Here is a 16466-nt window from a genome sequence, read left to right on the forward strand (position 1 = left end):
TCATTCCTTCCTGCCGTCGTTCAAGGGGGCGAACCCCTACAAGCAGGCCTATGAGCGCGGGGTGAAGCTGATCGGGGCGACGGCGCATTATGTGACGGCCGATCTCGACGAAGGCCCGATCATCGAGCAGGACACGGCGCGCATCACCCATGCGCAATCGGCCGAGGATTATGTCTCGATCGGCCGCGATGTCGAGAGCCAGGTGCTGGCCCGCGCCATCCATGCCCATATCCATCACCGCAACTTCATCAATGGCAACCGCACCGTCGTCTTCCCGGCAAGCCCGGGATCCTATGCCTCCGAGCGCATGGGGTGAGGCGCGAGCGCGCGATTTCGGCTGGCTTCTTTCCCTTTTCGCTCCGATACGCGATTTGATATCACCGGTATCGAATCGCCCGGAGATCGAGGAGAGGACATGTCATTCTACCGCAACGGCGCGCTGCTGCTGGCGGCGCTCCTGCTATTTGCGCCGACATCCCATGCCCAAACGGCAGAACAGGACCCTTCCAAGATCGATCTTGCCAAGCTGATCGAATGCAAGACCTACGATGTCGCGGGTTATTACGATTTTGCCATGTGGCTGGCCGGGCCGGACAGCGCGACAGCTATGAGGCAGCTCGGTCTCACCGAAATGCCATCATCCAACCGATTCTTGCAAGAATTCAAGCTTTCGGCTCCTGTCACCGTGTTTGGACGACAAACAAACGAGATCGTCTTTACCTCCAGCGGACTGTTGGCCGTGCTTGATGAGCCTGATCCCCATCCGCTCGCCAAGTCACTTGGTGTCACCGCGACGATCGATCGGCCGAATAAGTTCCTTGGAGACAAGGAAGTCTCGTCAAGCAAGGAGCAACACGGATACGCTTACCCCCCGCTGCCGATGCGCATTTCCCTTAGGGTCTTCACCGTCGACAATCTTCCAGGCAAGACGCTGGCCGGTTGCAGCTATTCCATCGGGTAGGCGATAACGCCTGGCCGGCTGCATTCTGCGGCCTATCTTCCTCCTCACGCTCGACTACCCTATCTGTTTTGGGTAATTTTCTTTAGGATGGAATGGTTTAGTGTCGATGCGAATGAACCGTCCGGGGGGATGCCATGGCCGACGCCACGCTCGTAAACCGTATGCAACTGCCGAGACCGGACGTGACGCCGGAGGAGGCGGCCGAGATCCTGCAGACGCATTACGGTCTGAGCGGAACGCTGACCGAGCTCGGCAGTCAGCAGGACCGCAACTACCGCATCGATGCCGGCGATAATGCCTATGTGCTGAAGATTTGCCGGGCGGAATACGAGCTGGTCGAGCTCGAGGCGCAGAATGCCGCGATCCGCCATCTGCACGCCAAGCCGGATGCGCCGCGCGTGCCCGAGGTCATCCCCTCACTAAATGGCCGCGATATCCTCGCCACCACTCTCCGCGAGCAGGATTACCTCGTCCGGCTGCTCCGCTTTCTCCCCGGCCAGACGCTGACGCGGCGCAACTACCTGCCGCAGGCTTCCGTGGCCGGACTCGGCGCGCTTTCGGCTAAGCTTGCCCGCGATCTTGCCGATTTCGATCATCCCGGCCTGCACCGCAGCCTGCAATGGGACCTGCGACGGGCGGGACCAGTTGCCGTGCAGCTGCTGTCGGCCATAACCGATCACGAGGCGCGCGACCGCATCGCCAAGGCAATGGTCGCCGCCGTCAAGCGCATCCAGCCGCTTGCGAGCGAATTGCGCGTGCAGCCCGTGCATCACGATGTCACCGACGACAATGTCGTCAGCCATCCGGATGCGCATGGACAGCTCGTACCCGATGGCGTCATCGACTTCGGCGATATCATCCAGGGCTGGCTGGTGGGCGATCTTGCCGTCACCTGTGCGTCGTTACTACATCACGCAGGCGGCAACCCCTTCCATATCCTTCCGGCCATCAAGGCCTATCATGCGGTCTATCCGCTGGAGGAAGTCGAAGCCAAGGCCCTGTGGCCGCTGATCGTCGCGCGCGCCGTCATCCTCACCGCTAGCACCGAGCAGCAGCTCGCTATCGATCCCGACAATGACTATGTGCGGGGCAATCTCGATTTCGAACGCGAAATCTTCGATGTCGCAACCGGGGCGCAGCCGGACGTGATGGAAGCGGCGATTCTGCGGACGATCGGTTTCGATGTCGATCCGATCGTGACCGACGGCTGGTCGCCGCTGCTGCCCGACATCGACCCCTCGCAGATTGCCGCCATCGATCTTTCCGTCACCGGGCCTGACTTCACGGACGGCAACTGGCAGAAACCGGATATGGACTGGCGGCTGCTTGCCCAGACGGCAATCGCCTCAGGGGCTGCGGCGACCCGCTACGGCGAATTCCGCCTGTCTCTCGCTGGGCCGCTTAACATGACGCCGCCGCAGAATTTTGCCCTGCATTGCGATATCTGCCTGCCGGCTGGCGCGACGGTTGCGGCCCCCTTCCCTGGCCTTCTGCAACGGCAGGGTCAGCATTTCGTGCTGGTCGGTGACGAAATCAGCCTGCATCTCGACGGTATCGAGAGTGCCCTCGAGGACGGAGCGGCCGTCGAGCAAGGTGCGACACTGGGGACGATCGGCAGCGAGGGTTCGGCAATCGGAGGACTGCGCATCCAGCTTTGCCGCGTGCCCGGCCTTGTGCCGCCGCTTTTTGCGACGGCGGATCAGGCAGAGGGGTGGTCGGCCGTCTCCCCCTCGCCCGCCGCTCTTTTGAACCCGGCCTGCGAGGCGCCGCGGCCGGACGCTTCCGTGCTGCTTTCCCTGCGCAATGCCCATTTCGCCAAGCCGCAAAAGCACTATTACGAGCTCCCGCCGCAGATCGAGCGCGGCTGGCGCGAATTCCTGTTCGACATGCAGGGGCGCTGCTACCTCGACATGGTCAACAACGTGACGACGCTTGGCCACGCCCATCCGCGCCTGACGGCAGCGATCGCCCGGCAATGGTCTCGCCTCAATACCAACTCCCGCTTCCATTATGCCAGCGTTACCGAACTCTCCGAGCGGCTGGCAATGCTGGCACCTGAAGGACTCGACAGCGTCTTCCTCGTCAATAGCGGCTCGGAAGCCAATGATCTGGCGATCCGCCTTGCCTGGGCGCACACGGCCAAGAGAAACATGCTCTGCCTGCTGGAGGCCTATCACGGCTGGACGGTGGCAAGCGACGCCGTCTCCACCTCGACTGCCGACAATCCGCAGGCGCTGACAACACGGCCGGACTGGGTGCACCCCGTCCTCTCGCCGAATACCTATCGCGGGCCGTTCCGCGGCCCGGATTCTGCTCCACATTATCTCGGCGACGTCACAGCGAAACTGCGAGCGATCGACGAAAAGGGCGACGGCCTTGCCGGCTTCATCGCCGAACCGGTCTATGGCAATGCCGGCGGCATCGCGCTGCCGCATGGCTATCTCGCCGGCGTCTATGATGCCGTGCGCCAACGCGGCGGCCTTTGCATCGCCGACGAAGTGCAGATCGGCTACGGCCGGCTCGGCGAGCACTTCTGGGGTTTCGAAACGCAAGGCGTCACACCCGACATCATCACCATCGCCAAGGGCATGGGCAACGGTCATCCGCTTGGCGCCGTCATCACCCGCCGCGAAATCGCAGAATCGCTGGAAAAGGAAGGCTATTTCTTCTCCTCCGCCGGCGGCAGCCCGGTCAGCTGCGTCGTAGGTCTCACAGTTCTCGATATCCTCAAGGATGAGAATCTGCAGGAAAATGCCCGCGTCATCGGTGACCGGCTGAAGGCCGGGCTGATCGCTCTCATGGATCGATTCCCGTTGATCGGCGCGGTGCATGGCACTGGGCTTTATCTCGGCGTGGAATTCGTGCGCGACCGTGACGGCCTGACGCCGGCCACCGAAGAAACGGCTGCGATCTGCGAGCACCTGCTCGATCTCGGGGTCATCATGCAGCCGACCGGCGATCACTTGAACGTGTTGAAGATAAAGCCGCCGCTATGCCTCGCAGCCGAGAGCGCCGATTTCTTCGTGAAGGCCCTGGAAAAAGTGCTTGAGGCTGGATTTTGACGTTCTCGTCACGCCGTTAACCATTGAGGTGTTTTAGCGGCGGGTGAATTTTATGCGGCCGGGGCATTGTCGAATCTCGCGCCAGTTCCTATCTGTTGCTCGGTGATCGGCGAGCCGTACCGACATGGATAGTAATACGAAGGTTTTAAGACAACCTTCCTCGCAATCCGCCAGGCTCGGAATTTTATTTTCCCGATCGTCGATATTTTGACATCTTTCGGAATATGTTTCTGAGGATGCAATTGCTATTATCTACTAATATAGTGGATAATGGTACACTCACCGCGGGTTCCGCAACTGGGACCCTAACAAGTACAACGCCAATTGAGGAAGTGACATGCTGAATAGAAAAGTCATTGCTTCGTTCCTTGGGCGGCCCGTGCTTGGCAATGACCGTTCGGGCGCGCTCTCCCGCCCGTGCTGTCGAATGTGACGTTCGTCCTCCTTCCCGGAATAAGACAGTCAATTCGCCATGTCTGCGCCGTTCGTGCGCAGAGGGAGTCTATTTATGAAGAAGCAAGTCATCGAATACGCCGGCGTCCCCGTCGGCATCGTCGTTCCCGATCAGGATCGGCTCAAGTTCATCGCTGTAAAATATCATGTCCATGATCTGGACGAACAGCATTTCAGAAATGCGGACGAAGTGAAGCTTGCGATCCGCGACCTTCTTTCCCGCCAGCAGGCAAAACCGATCCATGTTTGATGGGTCGGCTCGCCTAAGCTCTTACCCAATCCCATCCCCAGCCCTCACCTTTTGATAAAATCAGGGTGGGGGTTTCTTTATTTGAGGCCATCGCGTGGCTTTTTCCGAAGGAAGCTTCCGCCGGCTCCTTGTGAAACGCCGAAGCTCCAAAGCCTCCAGTCCCGGACCGCTTGGGTTGAACAAACCCATCTTGTCTTTTTCCCCTCTTTACGATCCTATCGCCATGACGACCTCGCGTTGTAAACGGCGAAGGATTTTTCATTGGCTGACCTCCTCAATCTCCTGACCGATGTCGAAGGCGTCGCTGTCGGTCACTCGACCGATCTGGCGCTTGGCTCGGGCGTCACCGCCATCGTCTTCGATGATTCGGCTATTGCCTCCTGCACCGTTCTCGGCGGCGCGCCGGGTGGGCGGGATACTGCATTGCTGGACCCGGCTATGACTGTCGGTACGGTGGATGCTCTCGTACTCTCAGGCGGCTCGGCCTTCGGGCTCGATGCCGCCGGCGGCGTGCAGGCAGGCTTGAGGGAAATCGGTCGAGGCCTAAAGGTTGGCGATGCGCTGGTGCCGATCGTGCCGCAGGCGATTTTGTTCGATCTGATCAACGGCGGCAACAAGGATTGGGGATTGCACTCGCCCTATCGCGACATGGGATATGCCGCCTTCAAGGCCGCAGATAAAGGGCCGTTTGCGCTTGGAAGCGTCGGCGCCGGCACCGGTGCCACGACGGCAACGGTCAAGGGCGGGCTCGGCTCGGCAAGCGCCGTCAGCAGCCAGGGATACAGGATCGCCGCCATCGTCGCCGTCAATGCACTCGGCTCCGCCACCATCGGCGACGGCCCGCATTTCTGGGCGGCTCCCTTCGAAGAAAACGGCGAATTCGGCGGTCTTGGCATGCCGCAGGTGGTCGATTCTCGCCTGCGGCTGAAGGGCACCAACATCACCGCTACGACCATCGGCGCCGTCATCACCGACGCCCAGCTGACCAAAGCGGAGGCGCATCGCCTCTCCATCTCAGCCCATGACGGCTTCGCCCGAGCGCTCCTGCCGACGCATCTGCCGCTCGACGGCGATACCGTGTTTGCCGCCTCTACCGGCAAGCATTCCCGCGACGATATGCCTGGTTTCATGGAGCTTTGCTACCTTGCCACTATCGTCATGGCGCGCGCCATCGCCCGCGGCGTTTACGAGGCGACGGCGCTGCCGGTCGAAGGTGGGCAAGCGGCGTGGCGGGATCGCTTCGCCAAAACCGGCATCTAGCGGGAGGTTCCGCGCATGCAGATCCGCGCGCTGATCTATTTCGACGAGCTGGTGCGCACCAATTCGATGCGCCAGGCGGCTGAAAACCTGAACGTGGCGCCGACAGCCATCAGCCGCCAGATCGAGAATCTCGAATATCATTTCGGCACGCAGCTGGTCGAGCGCAGTGCCCGCGGCATCAAATTGACGGCTGCCGGCGAATTGCTGGCGGAACGCGCCGGCCGGACGCTGCGCGAGCTTGACCATGTTCACCAGTTGATCGAAGACCTGAAAGGCCTGCAGCGCGGGACGGTCAGCATCTATGCCAATGGCGCGTCTGTCGCCAATATCCTCGCGCCGGCGCTGGCCGAGTTCAGCCTGCGCTATCCGGGCCTGCGCTTCGACGTAACCATCACCAGCGCCCGCGGCGCCATCGAAGCCGTCAACAATGCCGAGGCCGATATTGCGGTGACGCTGTTTGCCCCGCCGCTTTCCGGCACAAAGGTGCGCCTACGGTCCGAGCTGATCTATGACGTGATCGCCGCTTCCTCCCATCCACTTGCCGCCACCAGCGAGATCACGCTAGACGAAATCGCGTCGCATGCGCTTGCCGTTCCCGATCGCTCCTTCGGCGCAAGGCAAGCCTTCGAAGCGTTGTTCGAGCAGGAGGGATTGACGCTCGACCCTGTCTTCGAGACCGGCTCGCTGGAAATGCAGAAGGAGCTGGTGCTGCGCGGGGCGGCAATCACCATGCTGCCGGCGCTGACCGTTCGAAGAGAGATCGAGGCGGGGCAGCTCGTCGCACGGCCCGTGGCGGGCGGCAAGGGCGTGCGGACGCCGGTTGATCTCTGCGTCGCGCCCGATCGCCAGCTCTCGTTTGCGGCCGGCAAGCTGCTCGATTTCATCGAGCGCTTCATGCGCCAGCAACTTTCCGCCAAGGGGAGGCAGGATTGAACCCAACACTGTAGAAGACAAAACCAGTGTAGCGGTTTCGGCTACACCGAGCACACATTTTCGGAATTGTGTGTGCGCCCACGAGATGACACTATCCTGAAAAAGACCGCAGGCGGAGGGAAGCCGGCCATGCGGGCAAAAAGCAAGGGAACCGACATGACCAAGTTTTCACGCCCGAGCCTGGGCGACGTCGCGCGCCGGCTTGCCTATGGCGCTGCAGTTTCCGCCGGCCTGTTGATGATGGGCCTGACACAGGCCGAGGCCGCGAAGACGACACTCAATCTCGGCATGAGCGTCGAGCCGACGGGCCTTGATCCGACGATCGCCGCGCCCGTCGCGATCGGCCAGGTCACCTGGCAGAATATTTTCGAAGGTCTGGTTGCCATCGACCAGAACGGCAAGATCGTGCCGCAGCTTGCCAAGAGCTGGGAGATTTCGCCCGACGGCCTCACCTATACGTTCAAGCTGCAGACCGGCGTGAAATTCCATGACGGCGAGGCCTTCGATTCGGCTGCCGCCAAGTTCACGCTCGATCGCGCCCGTGGCAAAGATTCCGTCAATCCGCAAAAGCGCTTCTTCTCGACTATCGCCTCGATCGACACGCCGGATGCGGAAACGCTGGTGCTCCATCTGTCCTCGCCAACCGGTAGCCTGCTCTATTGGCTGGGCTGGCCGAGCTCCGTCATGGTCGGGCCGAAGTCCTCGGCTAACGACAAGACCACGCCCATCGGCACCGGACCGTTCAAATTCTCCGCCTGGACGAAGGGCGACCATGTCGACCTCGTCAAGAATCCGGACTACTGGAATAAGTCGGTCGACGTGAAGCTCGAGAAGGTGACCTTCCGCTTCATTTCCGATCCGCAGGCTGAGGCCGCCGCATTAAAAGCCGGCGATCTCGATGCCTTTCCTGAATTCGCAGCGCCGGAGCTCATGAATTCCTTCGAGGGCGATGCCAGGCTGACGACCAAGATCGGCAATACCGAGCTCAAGGTCGTGGCCGGCATGAACAACACCCGCAAGCCTTTCGACGACAAGCGCGTGCGCCAGGCGCTGATGATGGCGCTGGACCGCAAGACGATCATCGAAGGCGCGTGGTCCGGTTTAGGCACCGCGATCGGCAGCCACTACACGCCGAACGACCCCGGCTACAAAGATTTGACCGGCACGCTGCCCTATGACGCCGCCAAGGCCAAAGCATTGCTTGCGGAAGCCGGCTATCCAAATGGCTTCACCTTCACCATCAAGACGCCGCAAATGGCCTATGCGCCTCGCAGTGCCCAGGTGATGCAGGCGATGTTTGCCGATGTCGGCGTGACGATGAATATCGAGCCCACGGAATTCCCGGCAAAATGGGTGCAGGACGTTTTCACCGGCCGCAATTACGACATGACAATCGTCGCCCATGCCGAGCCGATGGATATCGATATCTATTCGCGCGATCCCTATTACTTCAACTACAAGAACCCGGCCTTCAACGAGTTGATGAAGAAGATTCAGCTCACCGCCGATCCCGCCGAGCAGAACAAGCTCTATGGCGAGGCGCAAAGCATTCTTGCCGAGGATGTGCCGTCGCTCTTCCTGTTCGTGATGCCGAAGCTCGGCGTCTGGGACAAGAAGCTGAAGGGTCTCTGGGAGAACGAACCGATCCCGTCCAACGTGCTGACCAACGTTTCCTGGGAAGACTGAGTTCTTTGCCTGCAGGCGCGGATGGGCGGATCGCTTCGCCCGCCGCGAACCATTTCGAAGCCAACCATTTCGATGCCGGGCATGATCGGCCATGGACTTGCTATGATCGTACTGCTCACCCGCCGGATTTTCGGACTTGTGCTGACGCTGATTGCCGTCTCGCTGCTGGTCTTTGCCGTCATGGCGCTGCTGCCAGGCGACCCGGCCGCGATCACGCTCGGCACCTCGGCGACGCCGGAAACGCTTGCGGCGCTCCGGCATGATATGGGGCTCGATCAGCCGCTGATCGTGCGCTATGGGCAATGGCTCGCCGGCGCGCTGACGGGTGATCTTGGCACGTCCTATACCTATGGTGTTCCGGTCGCCGGCCTGATTGCCGAGCGGCTTGCCGTCACCCTGCCGCTTGCGCTGCTTGCCATCCTGTTGTCGGTTCTTATTGCCGTGCCGCTCGGTGTTGCAGCAGCGGCACGGCGCGGCGGCGTCTTCGATATCATCGCCACGCTATTTTCGCAGATGGGCATCGCCGTGCCTGGCTTCTGGGTCGGCCTCTTGCTGGTGCTTCTGTTCGCCACCTCGCTCGGCTGGATGCCGGCCGGGGGGTTTCCTGGTTGGGAAAGCGGATTCTGGCCCTCCCTGAAATCTTTGGTGTTGCCCGCGATCGCGCTTGCCCTGCCGCAGGCGGCGGTGCTGACACGAGTGACGCGCTCGGCCGTGCTCGATACGCTGCACGAGGATTTTGCCCGCACGGCGATCGCCAAGGGTCTATCGCGCAACCGCGTGCTCTGGGGGCACGTGGTGCCGAATGCGCTGGTGCCGGTGCTGACTATTCTCGGACTGCAGTTTACGTTTCTCGTCGCCGGCGCCGTGCTGATCGAAAATGTCTTCACCCTTCCAGGCCTTGGCCGCCTCGCCTATCAGGCGCTCAGCCAGCGCGACGTCATCGTTCTGCAGGATGTCGTGCTGTTCTTTGCCGGCCTCGTCATCGTCGTGAATTTTCTGGTCGATCTCTCCTATCTCGCCATCGATCCGCGATTGCGAGCGGGAGGTGCGCGATGACATCAATCGAAGTTAGATCTGCCACACAGCCCTCCCGTCGCCGTTTTCGGGCGCTGCGGCGAATGAATCTCATCGGCGGCGGCGTCATCATCCTTGCGCTCTTCTGCGTCGCTCTCCTCTCGCAGTTCTGGACGCCAGTGCCGCCGGCGAAGATGCAGATCCTCCACAAGCTGCAGCCGCCCCTCGGCTTCGGGCTTCTCGGCACCGACCAGATCGGCCGCGACGTCCTGTCCATGCTGATGGCGGGCTGCTGGAATTCGCTGTCGATCTCGGTGTCATCCGTCGCGATCGGCGGAACGATCGGAACGATCATCGGCGTTTCCGCTGCCGCCCAACGCGGCCTGTTCGAGGCGCTGGTCATGCGGGCCTGCGACGTGATCTTCGCCCTGCCGCCGATCCTTTCGGCGATGATCCTCGGTGCATTTCTTGGGACCGGGCGCTCCACGGCAATTATCGCGATCGCTGTCTTCATGGTGCCGGTCTTTGCCCGTGTCGCGCTCGGTGCGGCCTTGCAGGCCTGGAGCCGCGACTATGTGCTGGCGGCGCGCGCCATCGGCAATACGCAGCTTTCCATCACGCTGCGCCATGTCCTGCCCAACATCATGGGCAGCATCATCGTCCAGGCGACCATCCAGCTCGGCCTTGCGATCCTGACCGAGGCCGGGCTTGCCTTCCTGGGCTTGAGCGTACCGCCGCCCGCACCGACCTGGGGACGGATGCTGGCCGATGCGCAGACCTATTTCCACGTTGCGCCGTGGCTCGCCCTGCTGCCGGGGCTTGCCATAGCGCTCTCCGTGCTTGGCTTCAACCTGCTCGGCGACGGGTTGCGCGATCTCCTCGACCCCCGCGAGGCGACGCGCTGATTGAGATATGAAGAGTATAGATCATGAGCGAACCTACCGATCTTTCCATCCGAGACCTCCGGCGCCAATTTGCCAACAAGAGCCTGTCCCCCAGCGAATACTGGCTGGCGCTCGAGACGCATATCGAGGCATGGGAGCCGACCATCGCTGCTCTCTATGCCTATGATCCCGAGGATGCCCGCAAGCAGGCAGCTGCTTCGACAGAGCGCTGGGCGAAGGGCGCGCCGGGGGGACTGCTTGACGGAATTCCGGTGACGCTCAAGGAGCTGATCGCCACCAAGGGACAGCCGGTGCCGCTCGGCACGGCAGCCGTCGAGCGCATCCCTGCTGCCGAAGATGCTCCTATCGCCGCCCGCATGCGCGAGGATGGCGCGGTGATTTTCGCGAAAACCACCTGCCCCGATTACGGCATGCTCTCCTCCGGCCTTTCCAGCTTTCACAAGCTCAGCCGCAACCCCTGGGACCCAAGTCAGAATCCGGGCGGCTCCAGCGCCGGTGCGTCCGCCGCCGCCGCCGCCGGTTATGGACCGCTGCATATCGGCACCGATATCGGCGGCTCGATACGCCTGCCAGCTGGCTGGACCGGCATTTTTGGCTTCAAGCCGAGCAATGGCCGCATTCCGATCGATCCCTATTATCTCGGCCGATGCGCCGGACCCATGACCCGCACGGTCGAGGATGCCGCCTTTTCCATGGCGACGCTCTCGCGGCCCGACTGGCGCGACAGCACCAGCCTACCGCCGAACGGGATCGACTGGATGGATCTCGATATCGACCTCCGAGGCGTGAAGATCGGCCTGATGCTGGATGCTGGCTGCGGCCTGCCTGTCGAGGACGAGATACGCGATGCGGTCACCGCTGCCGCCAAGCGCTTCGAGGAAGCGGGCGCCATCATCGTCGATGTCGCGCCGGTGCTGACCAGGCAGATGCTTGATGGCCTCGATGCTTTCTGGCGCGCCCGCTTCTGGGGCGACATGACGGCCTTGAGCGAGGAACGCCGCAACAGCATCCTGCCATATATCTATAGCTGGGCGAAGGGGGGCGCAGAGATCAGCGGCGTCGATGCTGTTCGCGGCTTCAACCAGACCTACGAGATGCGCAAGAGCTGCGCCAAGCTCTTCGCAGAGGTGGATGCCGTGCTTTCGCCGACCAATCCGATCGTCTCCTATCCCGCCGAATGGGCTTCGCCCACCAACGACCCGGCCCGGCCTTTCGAGCACATCGCCTTCACCGTTCCGTGGAACATGTCGGAACAGCCGGCGGCGTCGATCAATTGCGGCTTCTCCCGCTCCGGCATGCCGATCGGCATGCAGATCATCGGCCCGCGCTTCGACGACATGCTGGTGCTTCGCCTCTCGAAGGCTTTCGAGGACTGGACCGGCGGCGTGACGAACTGGCCGAAGCGGCCGGCGTGAACAGAACTTGAAGACAGCCAGCTAATCCAGCGACAACGGCAGGGACAGACCGACCTTCACCCGGTCCATGGTCACAAGTGACTTAAATTTCGTGACATTCGGATTGTCGTAGAAAAGACGCCGGGCAACGTCCTCATAGGCGGACATACTGGGGACGACGATAATCAACACGAAATCGGCCTCGCCTGTGACACCGTAGCATTGCTGCACTTCCGGCGCTTCGAGGAAGCTGCGCTTGATCGCATTGATGAGGTCATAGCGTTCGTTTGCGATATGAACCTCGGCCACGATAGTGATCGGCAGACCTATTGCCGCCGGATTGACGACCGCGATATTGGCTTGAATGACGCGACTTTCCTGCATGCGCTTGATGCGCCGCTGCACGGCAGCTGCTGACAGGTTGACCCGTTCGCCGATCTCGCGTTGCGGAACCGTACTGTCCTTTTGGAGAATCTCGAGAATTGCCAGATCGAACTCATCGAGATCGGCGGGTTTGCGCATTTCAATACATCCTTACCGCAAAGAGGAAACAAAATTGCATGAAAGCCGTCAAAATGGAGCCAAATCCTCTTTCCCTATGTACTAGCTTTGCGCCACACATCATCTGACTTGCAAAGGCACGAGAATGTCACAGCCGGACACCGAATACGATATGCGCAGCCCGAGCCTCGGTGAAAGCGCCAATACGAAGGATTTTCTTCTCGGCGTGATGGCGATGGTTTTCGCGGCGCTGGCCATGAGCATCTCGCCGAGTCTCGTGCGCCTTGCCGATGTCGGGCCTTTCGCCAGCGCCTTCTGGCGTGTCTTTCTAGCGCTACCGATCCTTTGGATATGGATGCGCTACGCGGAGATCGCAGAGCCCGATGCGCCTCGCGCCAGTTTCACGATACCGACCATTCTCGCCGGCATCGCCTTCACGGGCGACCTGTTCTTCTGGCATCTCTCCATCATGCGGACGACGATCGCCAACGCCACCTTCTTCGCGACGATGGCGCCGCTTTGGGTCGTCATCTTCGGCTGGCTTCTTTTAAGACAGCGCGTCAGTCGCGCCACGCTTCTCGGTCTCCTCGTTTGCCTTGCGGGCGGCACGGCGCTCGTCGTGCAGAGCCTGGCATTCAATCCGGACCGCGCCGTCGGCGATGCGCTCGCCATCATCACCGGCGCCTTCTTCGGCCTTTATTTCCTGGCGGTCGGCGCGGCGCGCCCCGGAACCAATGCCGCGCGCGTCACCTTCGAATTGAGTATCATAACCTCGGCGATCCTGTTCCTGATCGCTTTCTTCTTCGAGCCGCGCATATTGCCGCAGTCGATCTCGGGATGGTGCGTGCTCCTGGCACTCGGCCTCATCAGCCATGCCGGCGGACAGGGACTGCTTTCGGTCGCGCTCGGAAGATTGCCGACCGTATTCTCCTCGCTCGTCATTTTTCTGGAGTCGATCGCCGCCGCCCTTTTCGCCTGGTTCCTGTTCGGCGAAAACGTCACGCTGTTGCAGGCGCTTGGCGGCATCGTTATCGTCGCCGGCATCTGGATCGCGCGCCCTCGCACGCCGTAAGACCAATCCTATTGCGAATACCGGCAGACGCCGCGGCGAGAGGGTTGCGCAGCGCGATCAGTCGACGAAACGGCGATAGCCGGTCGGCCGCTCATAGAGCCAGCCGATACGCTCGATGGCGGCGGTGAAATTCTCGCGGGCGACGGTCATGGTATGGCCGTTGGCATGGACGATGGTTTCCGGATCTTCCATGATCGCCACATGCCCCTTCCAGAAAACGAAATCGCCGCGCTTCAGCTCCTCACGCTCGATCGGCTGGCCGAGGCCGGCGGCCTGCATGTCGGTATCGCGCGGTGCGGCACGGCCCGTCATCGACAGCGCCAGCTGCACGAGGCCGGAGCAATCGATGCCGAAGCCCGAGCGGCCGCCCCAGAGATAGGGCGTCTCCAGGAAGCGTAAGGCGATATCGACGAAGTCGCCGCCCTTGTTGTAGCCGATCGGCTGGACATGCTTTGCGAAAATGGCAGTGCCATCCTCCAGGACGACATAGTGATTGCCCCGCGCCTCCGCCGTGCCGGTCACATGTACGAGGCTGCCCATAGAAAGGATCGCCGCGTGCGGCTTGCGCAGTTCCGGCTCTGGATAGAGGAAGGTACGTTGCGGGACGACGATATGGGTCGGCGCTGCCGCGCCCTCTTTAATCGCCGTTTCCGGAAGATAGCCGACGTAACCGTCGGACAGAGCCTTGACCCAGCACCAGCCGTCGCGGCGCTCGAATATCGTCACCTCTTCACCCATCAAGAGCTCGGTATCGATGCCCGAGGCGAGATCAGGCTTAGGCCGGAGCGCAATGATCGGGACGGCAACGCGTGCACCAATACCCTCGACGAAGCGTTCGGCCTCGACCTTGCCCTTGAGAGAAGCCTCTGCGAGATCGGGCCTGAAAGCATTGAGACGGCGGTCGAGCATCATGGTGAAATTCCTGGGGTTACAATTTTCGGCCGTGCTCGATGATGAGATCGCCGAGTTTTTCAAGATAAAGCGCGCCGGTGACTGTTCGCTTAATGATGACGTTGCGGCGATCGCGATCGTCGCGCACACGGTCGACCAATCCCATCACCCCCATGGTGTCAAGCGCCCGAGTGATGACGGGCTTGGTGACGCCCAGGGTTGCGGCCAGACCGCGTACCGTGTGCGGCGGCGGCACAAGATAGATCTGCAGCAGGATCGCCGTCTGCCGCAGCGTCAAATCGTGATCCTCGCGGCGCACCTGAGCGAGCGTCACGCCATGCCAGAGGCCGAGAGCCTGCGAGGCGGTGAGTTCAAGCGGCAAGGGCAACCCCGAAATTCGTTACGCTGCCGTTCCAGTCTCGGCCAAGATCATGGCGGTTTCAAGGGGAATTCACCAACCCCTTCTCCCCGCAATGCGGGGAGAAGGTGGGACCGAGACATTGAGCAAAGCGATATGTCGAGGGCTCGGATGAGGGGCTTTCTCGAAAGCAACCGGAAAATCAGAGTCTTCGTCTTTTCGGACCACTATTCGTAATGGTCAGGTCAGTCCGTCGCTGTGGCGCTCTTGTGCCTGGCCCCTCACCCTAACCCTCTCCCCGCATGCGGGGAGAGGGGACTAGAGCCCCTACCGCACGCTCTGCCTGATATAGTGATAGAGCGCCCGGATCGCCTGAGCCTCGCCGCCTCCAGGCGAATGCGGGCGTTCGCTCGGTGCCCAGCCGAAGATGTCGAAATGCACCCAGCTCGGTGTCTTCGTCACGAAGCGCTTGAGGAACAGAGCAGCCGTGATGGAGCCGGCCATGCCGCCTGATGGAGCATTGGTGATATCGGCGAATTTGGTACGGATATCCTTGTCGTAGCCCATATAGAGCGGCATGCGCCAGAGCGGGTCATCCGTCTCCAGGCTCGCCTCGGTCAGATCGCTGGCAAGTTCGCTGTCATCGGTGAAGAAGGGCGGCAGATCGGGGCCGAGCGCGACGCGGGCAGCACCTGTCAGCGTTGCCATGTCGATCATCAAATCCGGCGCGTCCTCGTCGGCATAGGCGAGCGCGTCGGCGAGGATCAGCCGTCCCTCGGCATCCGTATTGTCGATCTGCACGGTCAGGCCCTTGCGGCTCCTGTAGATATCGCCGGGACGGAAGGCGTTGGATGAAATCGAGTTCTCGACGACCGGAATGATAACGCGAAGATCGACCTTGAGCTTGGCATCCATGATCATCAGCGCCAAGCCCATGACATTGGCCGCGCCACCCATGTCCTTCTTCATCAGTAGCATCGAGGATGCCGGCTTGATGTCGAGGCCGCCGGTGTCGAAGCAGACGCCCTTGCCGACCAGCGTGATGCGGCGATGGCCCTTCTTGCCCCAGCGCAGTTCCAGAAGGCGTGGCGCATCGGCGCTGGCGCGACCGACCGTGTGGACGAGGGGGAAATTCTCCTTCAGGAGATCGTCGCCGATGATGACGGACATGTCAGCCTTGTAGTGCTCGGCAAGCGACCGGAAAGCGGCTTCGAGCTGTTCCGGACCCATGTCGTTGGTCGGCGTGTTGATGAGATCGCGGGCAAGGAAGACGCCGGCGAGCTGGCGCTTGATATCGGCGGCATCGGCATCGCGTGGGATCATCAGCGTCGGTGCCGCGGCTTTTTCGGACTTGTAGCGGTCGAAGCGGTAGCTGCCGAGGCCGAAGCCAAGCGAGAGCCGGTTTGCTGTCAGCGGTGCCGTCTCGATATGCCAGTCGCCGGCCGGAAGGCTGCGTGCAAGCTTGCCCGTGAGAAAGGGTTGTTCGGACGGATTGGAGCCGAGGCCGAACAGAGCGCCGCCCAGATGCCCTTCAGCGGTCGGGATCAGCAACAACGAGCCGCTCTCTGCCTTGTAACCCGCCTTGCGTGCCCAATCGAGCGCGATGGGATCGATGGTACCCGTCTCGATATGCGCCGGGGTGACGGCAAAGATCGGCAAGGTTGCGCCACCCTTCGAATTGAAAGGCGTCGCGCGCTCGATGAATTGAAAGGGGGCCATGACTATC

15 protein-coding genes are annotated in these 16466 nt (G+C 61.6%); 11 read left to right on the forward strand and 4 right to left on the reverse strand.

Annotated features, from left to right (window positions below; all coding sequences use genetic code 11):
• The 10 genes from AC13RM_RS26565 to AC13RM_RS26610 all read left to right on the forward strand — a co-directional run.
• Window positions 1-316: formyltransferase family protein (locus tag AC13RM_RS26565; RefSeq protein ID WP_488555857.1), on the forward strand; the 316-nt coding region annotated here is incomplete at its 5' end.
• 99 nt (window positions 317-415) lie between these two features.
• Window positions 416-961 (forward strand): hypothetical protein, encoded by a 546-nt coding sequence (locus AC13RM_RS26570; RefSeq protein ID WP_374823752.1) that lies wholly within the window; start codon window positions 416-418, stop codon window positions 959-961.
• A 134-nt stretch (window positions 962-1095) separates the two neighbouring features.
• Window positions 1096-4023, forward strand: coding sequence for an aminotransferase (locus AC13RM_RS26575; protein WP_374823754.1), 2928 nt, complete (start codon window positions 1096-1098; stop codon window positions 4021-4023).
• 508 nt (window positions 4024-4531) lie between these two features.
• Window positions 4532-4726 (forward strand): hypothetical protein, encoded by a 195-nt coding sequence (locus AC13RM_RS26580; RefSeq protein WP_015338438.1) that lies wholly within the window; start codon window positions 4532-4534, stop codon window positions 4724-4726.
• 261 nt (window positions 4727-4987) lie between these two features.
• A complete protein-coding gene (locus AC13RM_RS26585) occupies window positions 4988-5986 on the forward strand; it encodes a P1 family peptidase (RefSeq protein WP_374823757.1) in 999 nt (332 codons plus the stop codon).
• Between the two features lie 15 nt (window positions 5987-6001).
• Window positions 6002-6919 carry a LysR family transcriptional regulator gene (locus tag AC13RM_RS26590; protein ID WP_374823760.1) on the forward strand — a complete coding sequence of 306 codons (918 nt, stop codon included), beginning with the start codon at window positions 6002-6004 and terminating at the stop codon, window positions 6917-6919.
• Between the two features lie 156 nt (window positions 6920-7075).
• Window positions 7076-8605, forward strand: coding sequence for an ABC transporter substrate-binding protein (locus tag AC13RM_RS26595; protein ID WP_374823763.1), 1530 nt, complete (start codon window positions 7076-7078; stop codon window positions 8603-8605).
• 102 nt (window positions 8606-8707) lie between these two features.
• On the forward strand, window positions 8708-9661 hold the full coding sequence (locus tag AC13RM_RS26600; protein WP_374823894.1) for an ABC transporter permease: 954 nt from the start codon (window positions 8708-8710) through the stop codon (window positions 9659-9661).
• Window positions 9658-10524, forward strand: a complete 867-nt coding sequence (locus AC13RM_RS26605; protein ID WP_374823765.1) for an ABC transporter permease — start codon at window positions 9658-9660, stop codon at window positions 10522-10524. Before AC13RM_RS26600 ends, AC13RM_RS26605 begins: the two co-directional genes overlap by 4 nt.
• A 23-nt stretch (window positions 10525-10547) precedes the next feature.
• Window positions 10548-11939 (forward strand): amidase, encoded by a 1392-nt coding sequence (locus AC13RM_RS26610; RefSeq protein WP_488555858.1) that lies wholly within the window; start codon window positions 10548-10550, stop codon window positions 11937-11939.
• A gap of 21 nt (window positions 11940-11960) precedes the next feature.
• On the opposite strand, the gene AC13RM_RS26615 is transcribed toward AC13RM_RS26610, so the two are convergent.
• Window positions 11961-12440: an Lrp/AsnC family transcriptional regulator gene (locus AC13RM_RS26615; protein WP_374823772.1), complete on the reverse strand. Its 480-nt coding sequence runs from the start codon at window positions 12438-12440 to the stop codon at window positions 11961-11963.
• Between the two features lie 124 nt (window positions 12441-12564).
• Between AC13RM_RS26615 and AC13RM_RS26620 the strand changes: the two genes are divergently transcribed.
• Window positions 12565-13491 (forward strand): DMT family transporter, encoded by a 927-nt coding sequence (locus AC13RM_RS26620; protein WP_374823775.1) that lies wholly within the window; start codon window positions 12565-12567, stop codon window positions 13489-13491.
• Between the two features lie 57 nt (window positions 13492-13548).
• Here the strand turns inward: AC13RM_RS26620 and AC13RM_RS26625 are convergent, their stop codons facing one another.
• From AC13RM_RS26625 to AC13RM_RS26635, 3 genes are all read right to left on the reverse strand, one after another.
• Window positions 13549-14403 carry a C40 family peptidase gene (locus AC13RM_RS26625; RefSeq protein ID WP_374823778.1) on the reverse strand — a complete coding sequence of 285 codons (855 nt, stop codon included), beginning with the start codon at window positions 14401-14403 and terminating at the stop codon, window positions 13549-13551.
• Window positions 14404-14419: 16 nt separating this feature from the next.
• The gene (locus AC13RM_RS26630; RefSeq protein ID WP_041677769.1) at window positions 14420-14764 is read right to left on the reverse strand and encodes a MarR family transcriptional regulator; all 345 of its coding nucleotides are present in this window, start codon (window positions 14762-14764) and stop codon (window positions 14420-14422) included.
• Between the two features lie 303 nt (window positions 14765-15067).
• Entirely contained in the window at window positions 15068-16459 is a 1392-nt protein-coding gene (locus tag AC13RM_RS26635) for a leucyl aminopeptidase family protein (RefSeq protein WP_374823781.1), read from the reverse strand.
• Window positions 16460-16466: the final 7 nt, after the last annotated feature.

This window comes from Martinezella sp. CNPSo 3732, from assembly GCF_057784515.1.

Bases quoted from the DNA above. Each gene is read 5' to 3' on its own strand.
- AC13RM_RS26570 (WP_374823752.1), top strand. From the start codon at position 416: ATGTCATTCTACCGCAACGGCGCGCTGCTGCTGGCGGCGCTCCTGCTA.
- AC13RM_RS26575 (WP_374823754.1), top strand. From the start codon at position 1,096: ATGGCCGACGCCACGCTCGTAAACCGTATGCAACTGCCGAGACCGGAC.
- AC13RM_RS26580 (WP_015338438.1), top strand. From the start codon at position 4,532: ATGAAGAAGCAAGTCATCGAATACGCCGGCGTCCCCGTCGGCATCGTC.
- AC13RM_RS26590 (WP_374823760.1), top strand. From the start codon at position 6,002: ATGCAGATCCGCGCGCTGATCTATTTCGACGAGCTGGTGCGCACCAAT.
- AC13RM_RS26595 (WP_374823763.1), top strand. From the start codon at position 7,076: ATGACCAAGTTTTCACGCCCGAGCCTGGGCGACGTCGCGCGCCGGCTT.
- AC13RM_RS26600 (WP_374823894.1), top strand. From the start codon at position 8,708: ATGATCGTACTGCTCACCCGCCGGATTTTCGGACTTGTGCTGACGCTG.
- AC13RM_RS26605 (WP_374823765.1), top strand. From the start codon at position 9,658: ATGACATCAATCGAAGTTAGATCTGCCACACAGCCCTCCCGTCGCCGT.
- AC13RM_RS26610 (WP_488555858.1), top strand. From the start codon at position 10,548: ATGAGCGAACCTACCGATCTTTCCATCCGAGACCTCCGGCGCCAATTT.
- AC13RM_RS26615 (WP_374823772.1), bottom strand. From the start codon at position 12,440: ATGCGCAAACCCGCCGATCTCGATGAGTTCGATCTGGCAATTCTCGAG.
- AC13RM_RS26620 (WP_374823775.1), top strand. From the start codon at position 12,565: ATGTCACAGCCGGACACCGAATACGATATGCGCAGCCCGAGCCTCGGT.
- AC13RM_RS26625 (WP_374823778.1), bottom strand. From the start codon at position 14,403: ATGATGCTCGACCGCCGTCTCAATGCTTTCAGGCCCGATCTCGCAGAG.
- AC13RM_RS26635 (WP_374823781.1), bottom strand. From the start codon at position 16,459: ATGGCCCCCTTTCAATTCATCGAGCGCGCGACGCCTTTCAATTCGAAG.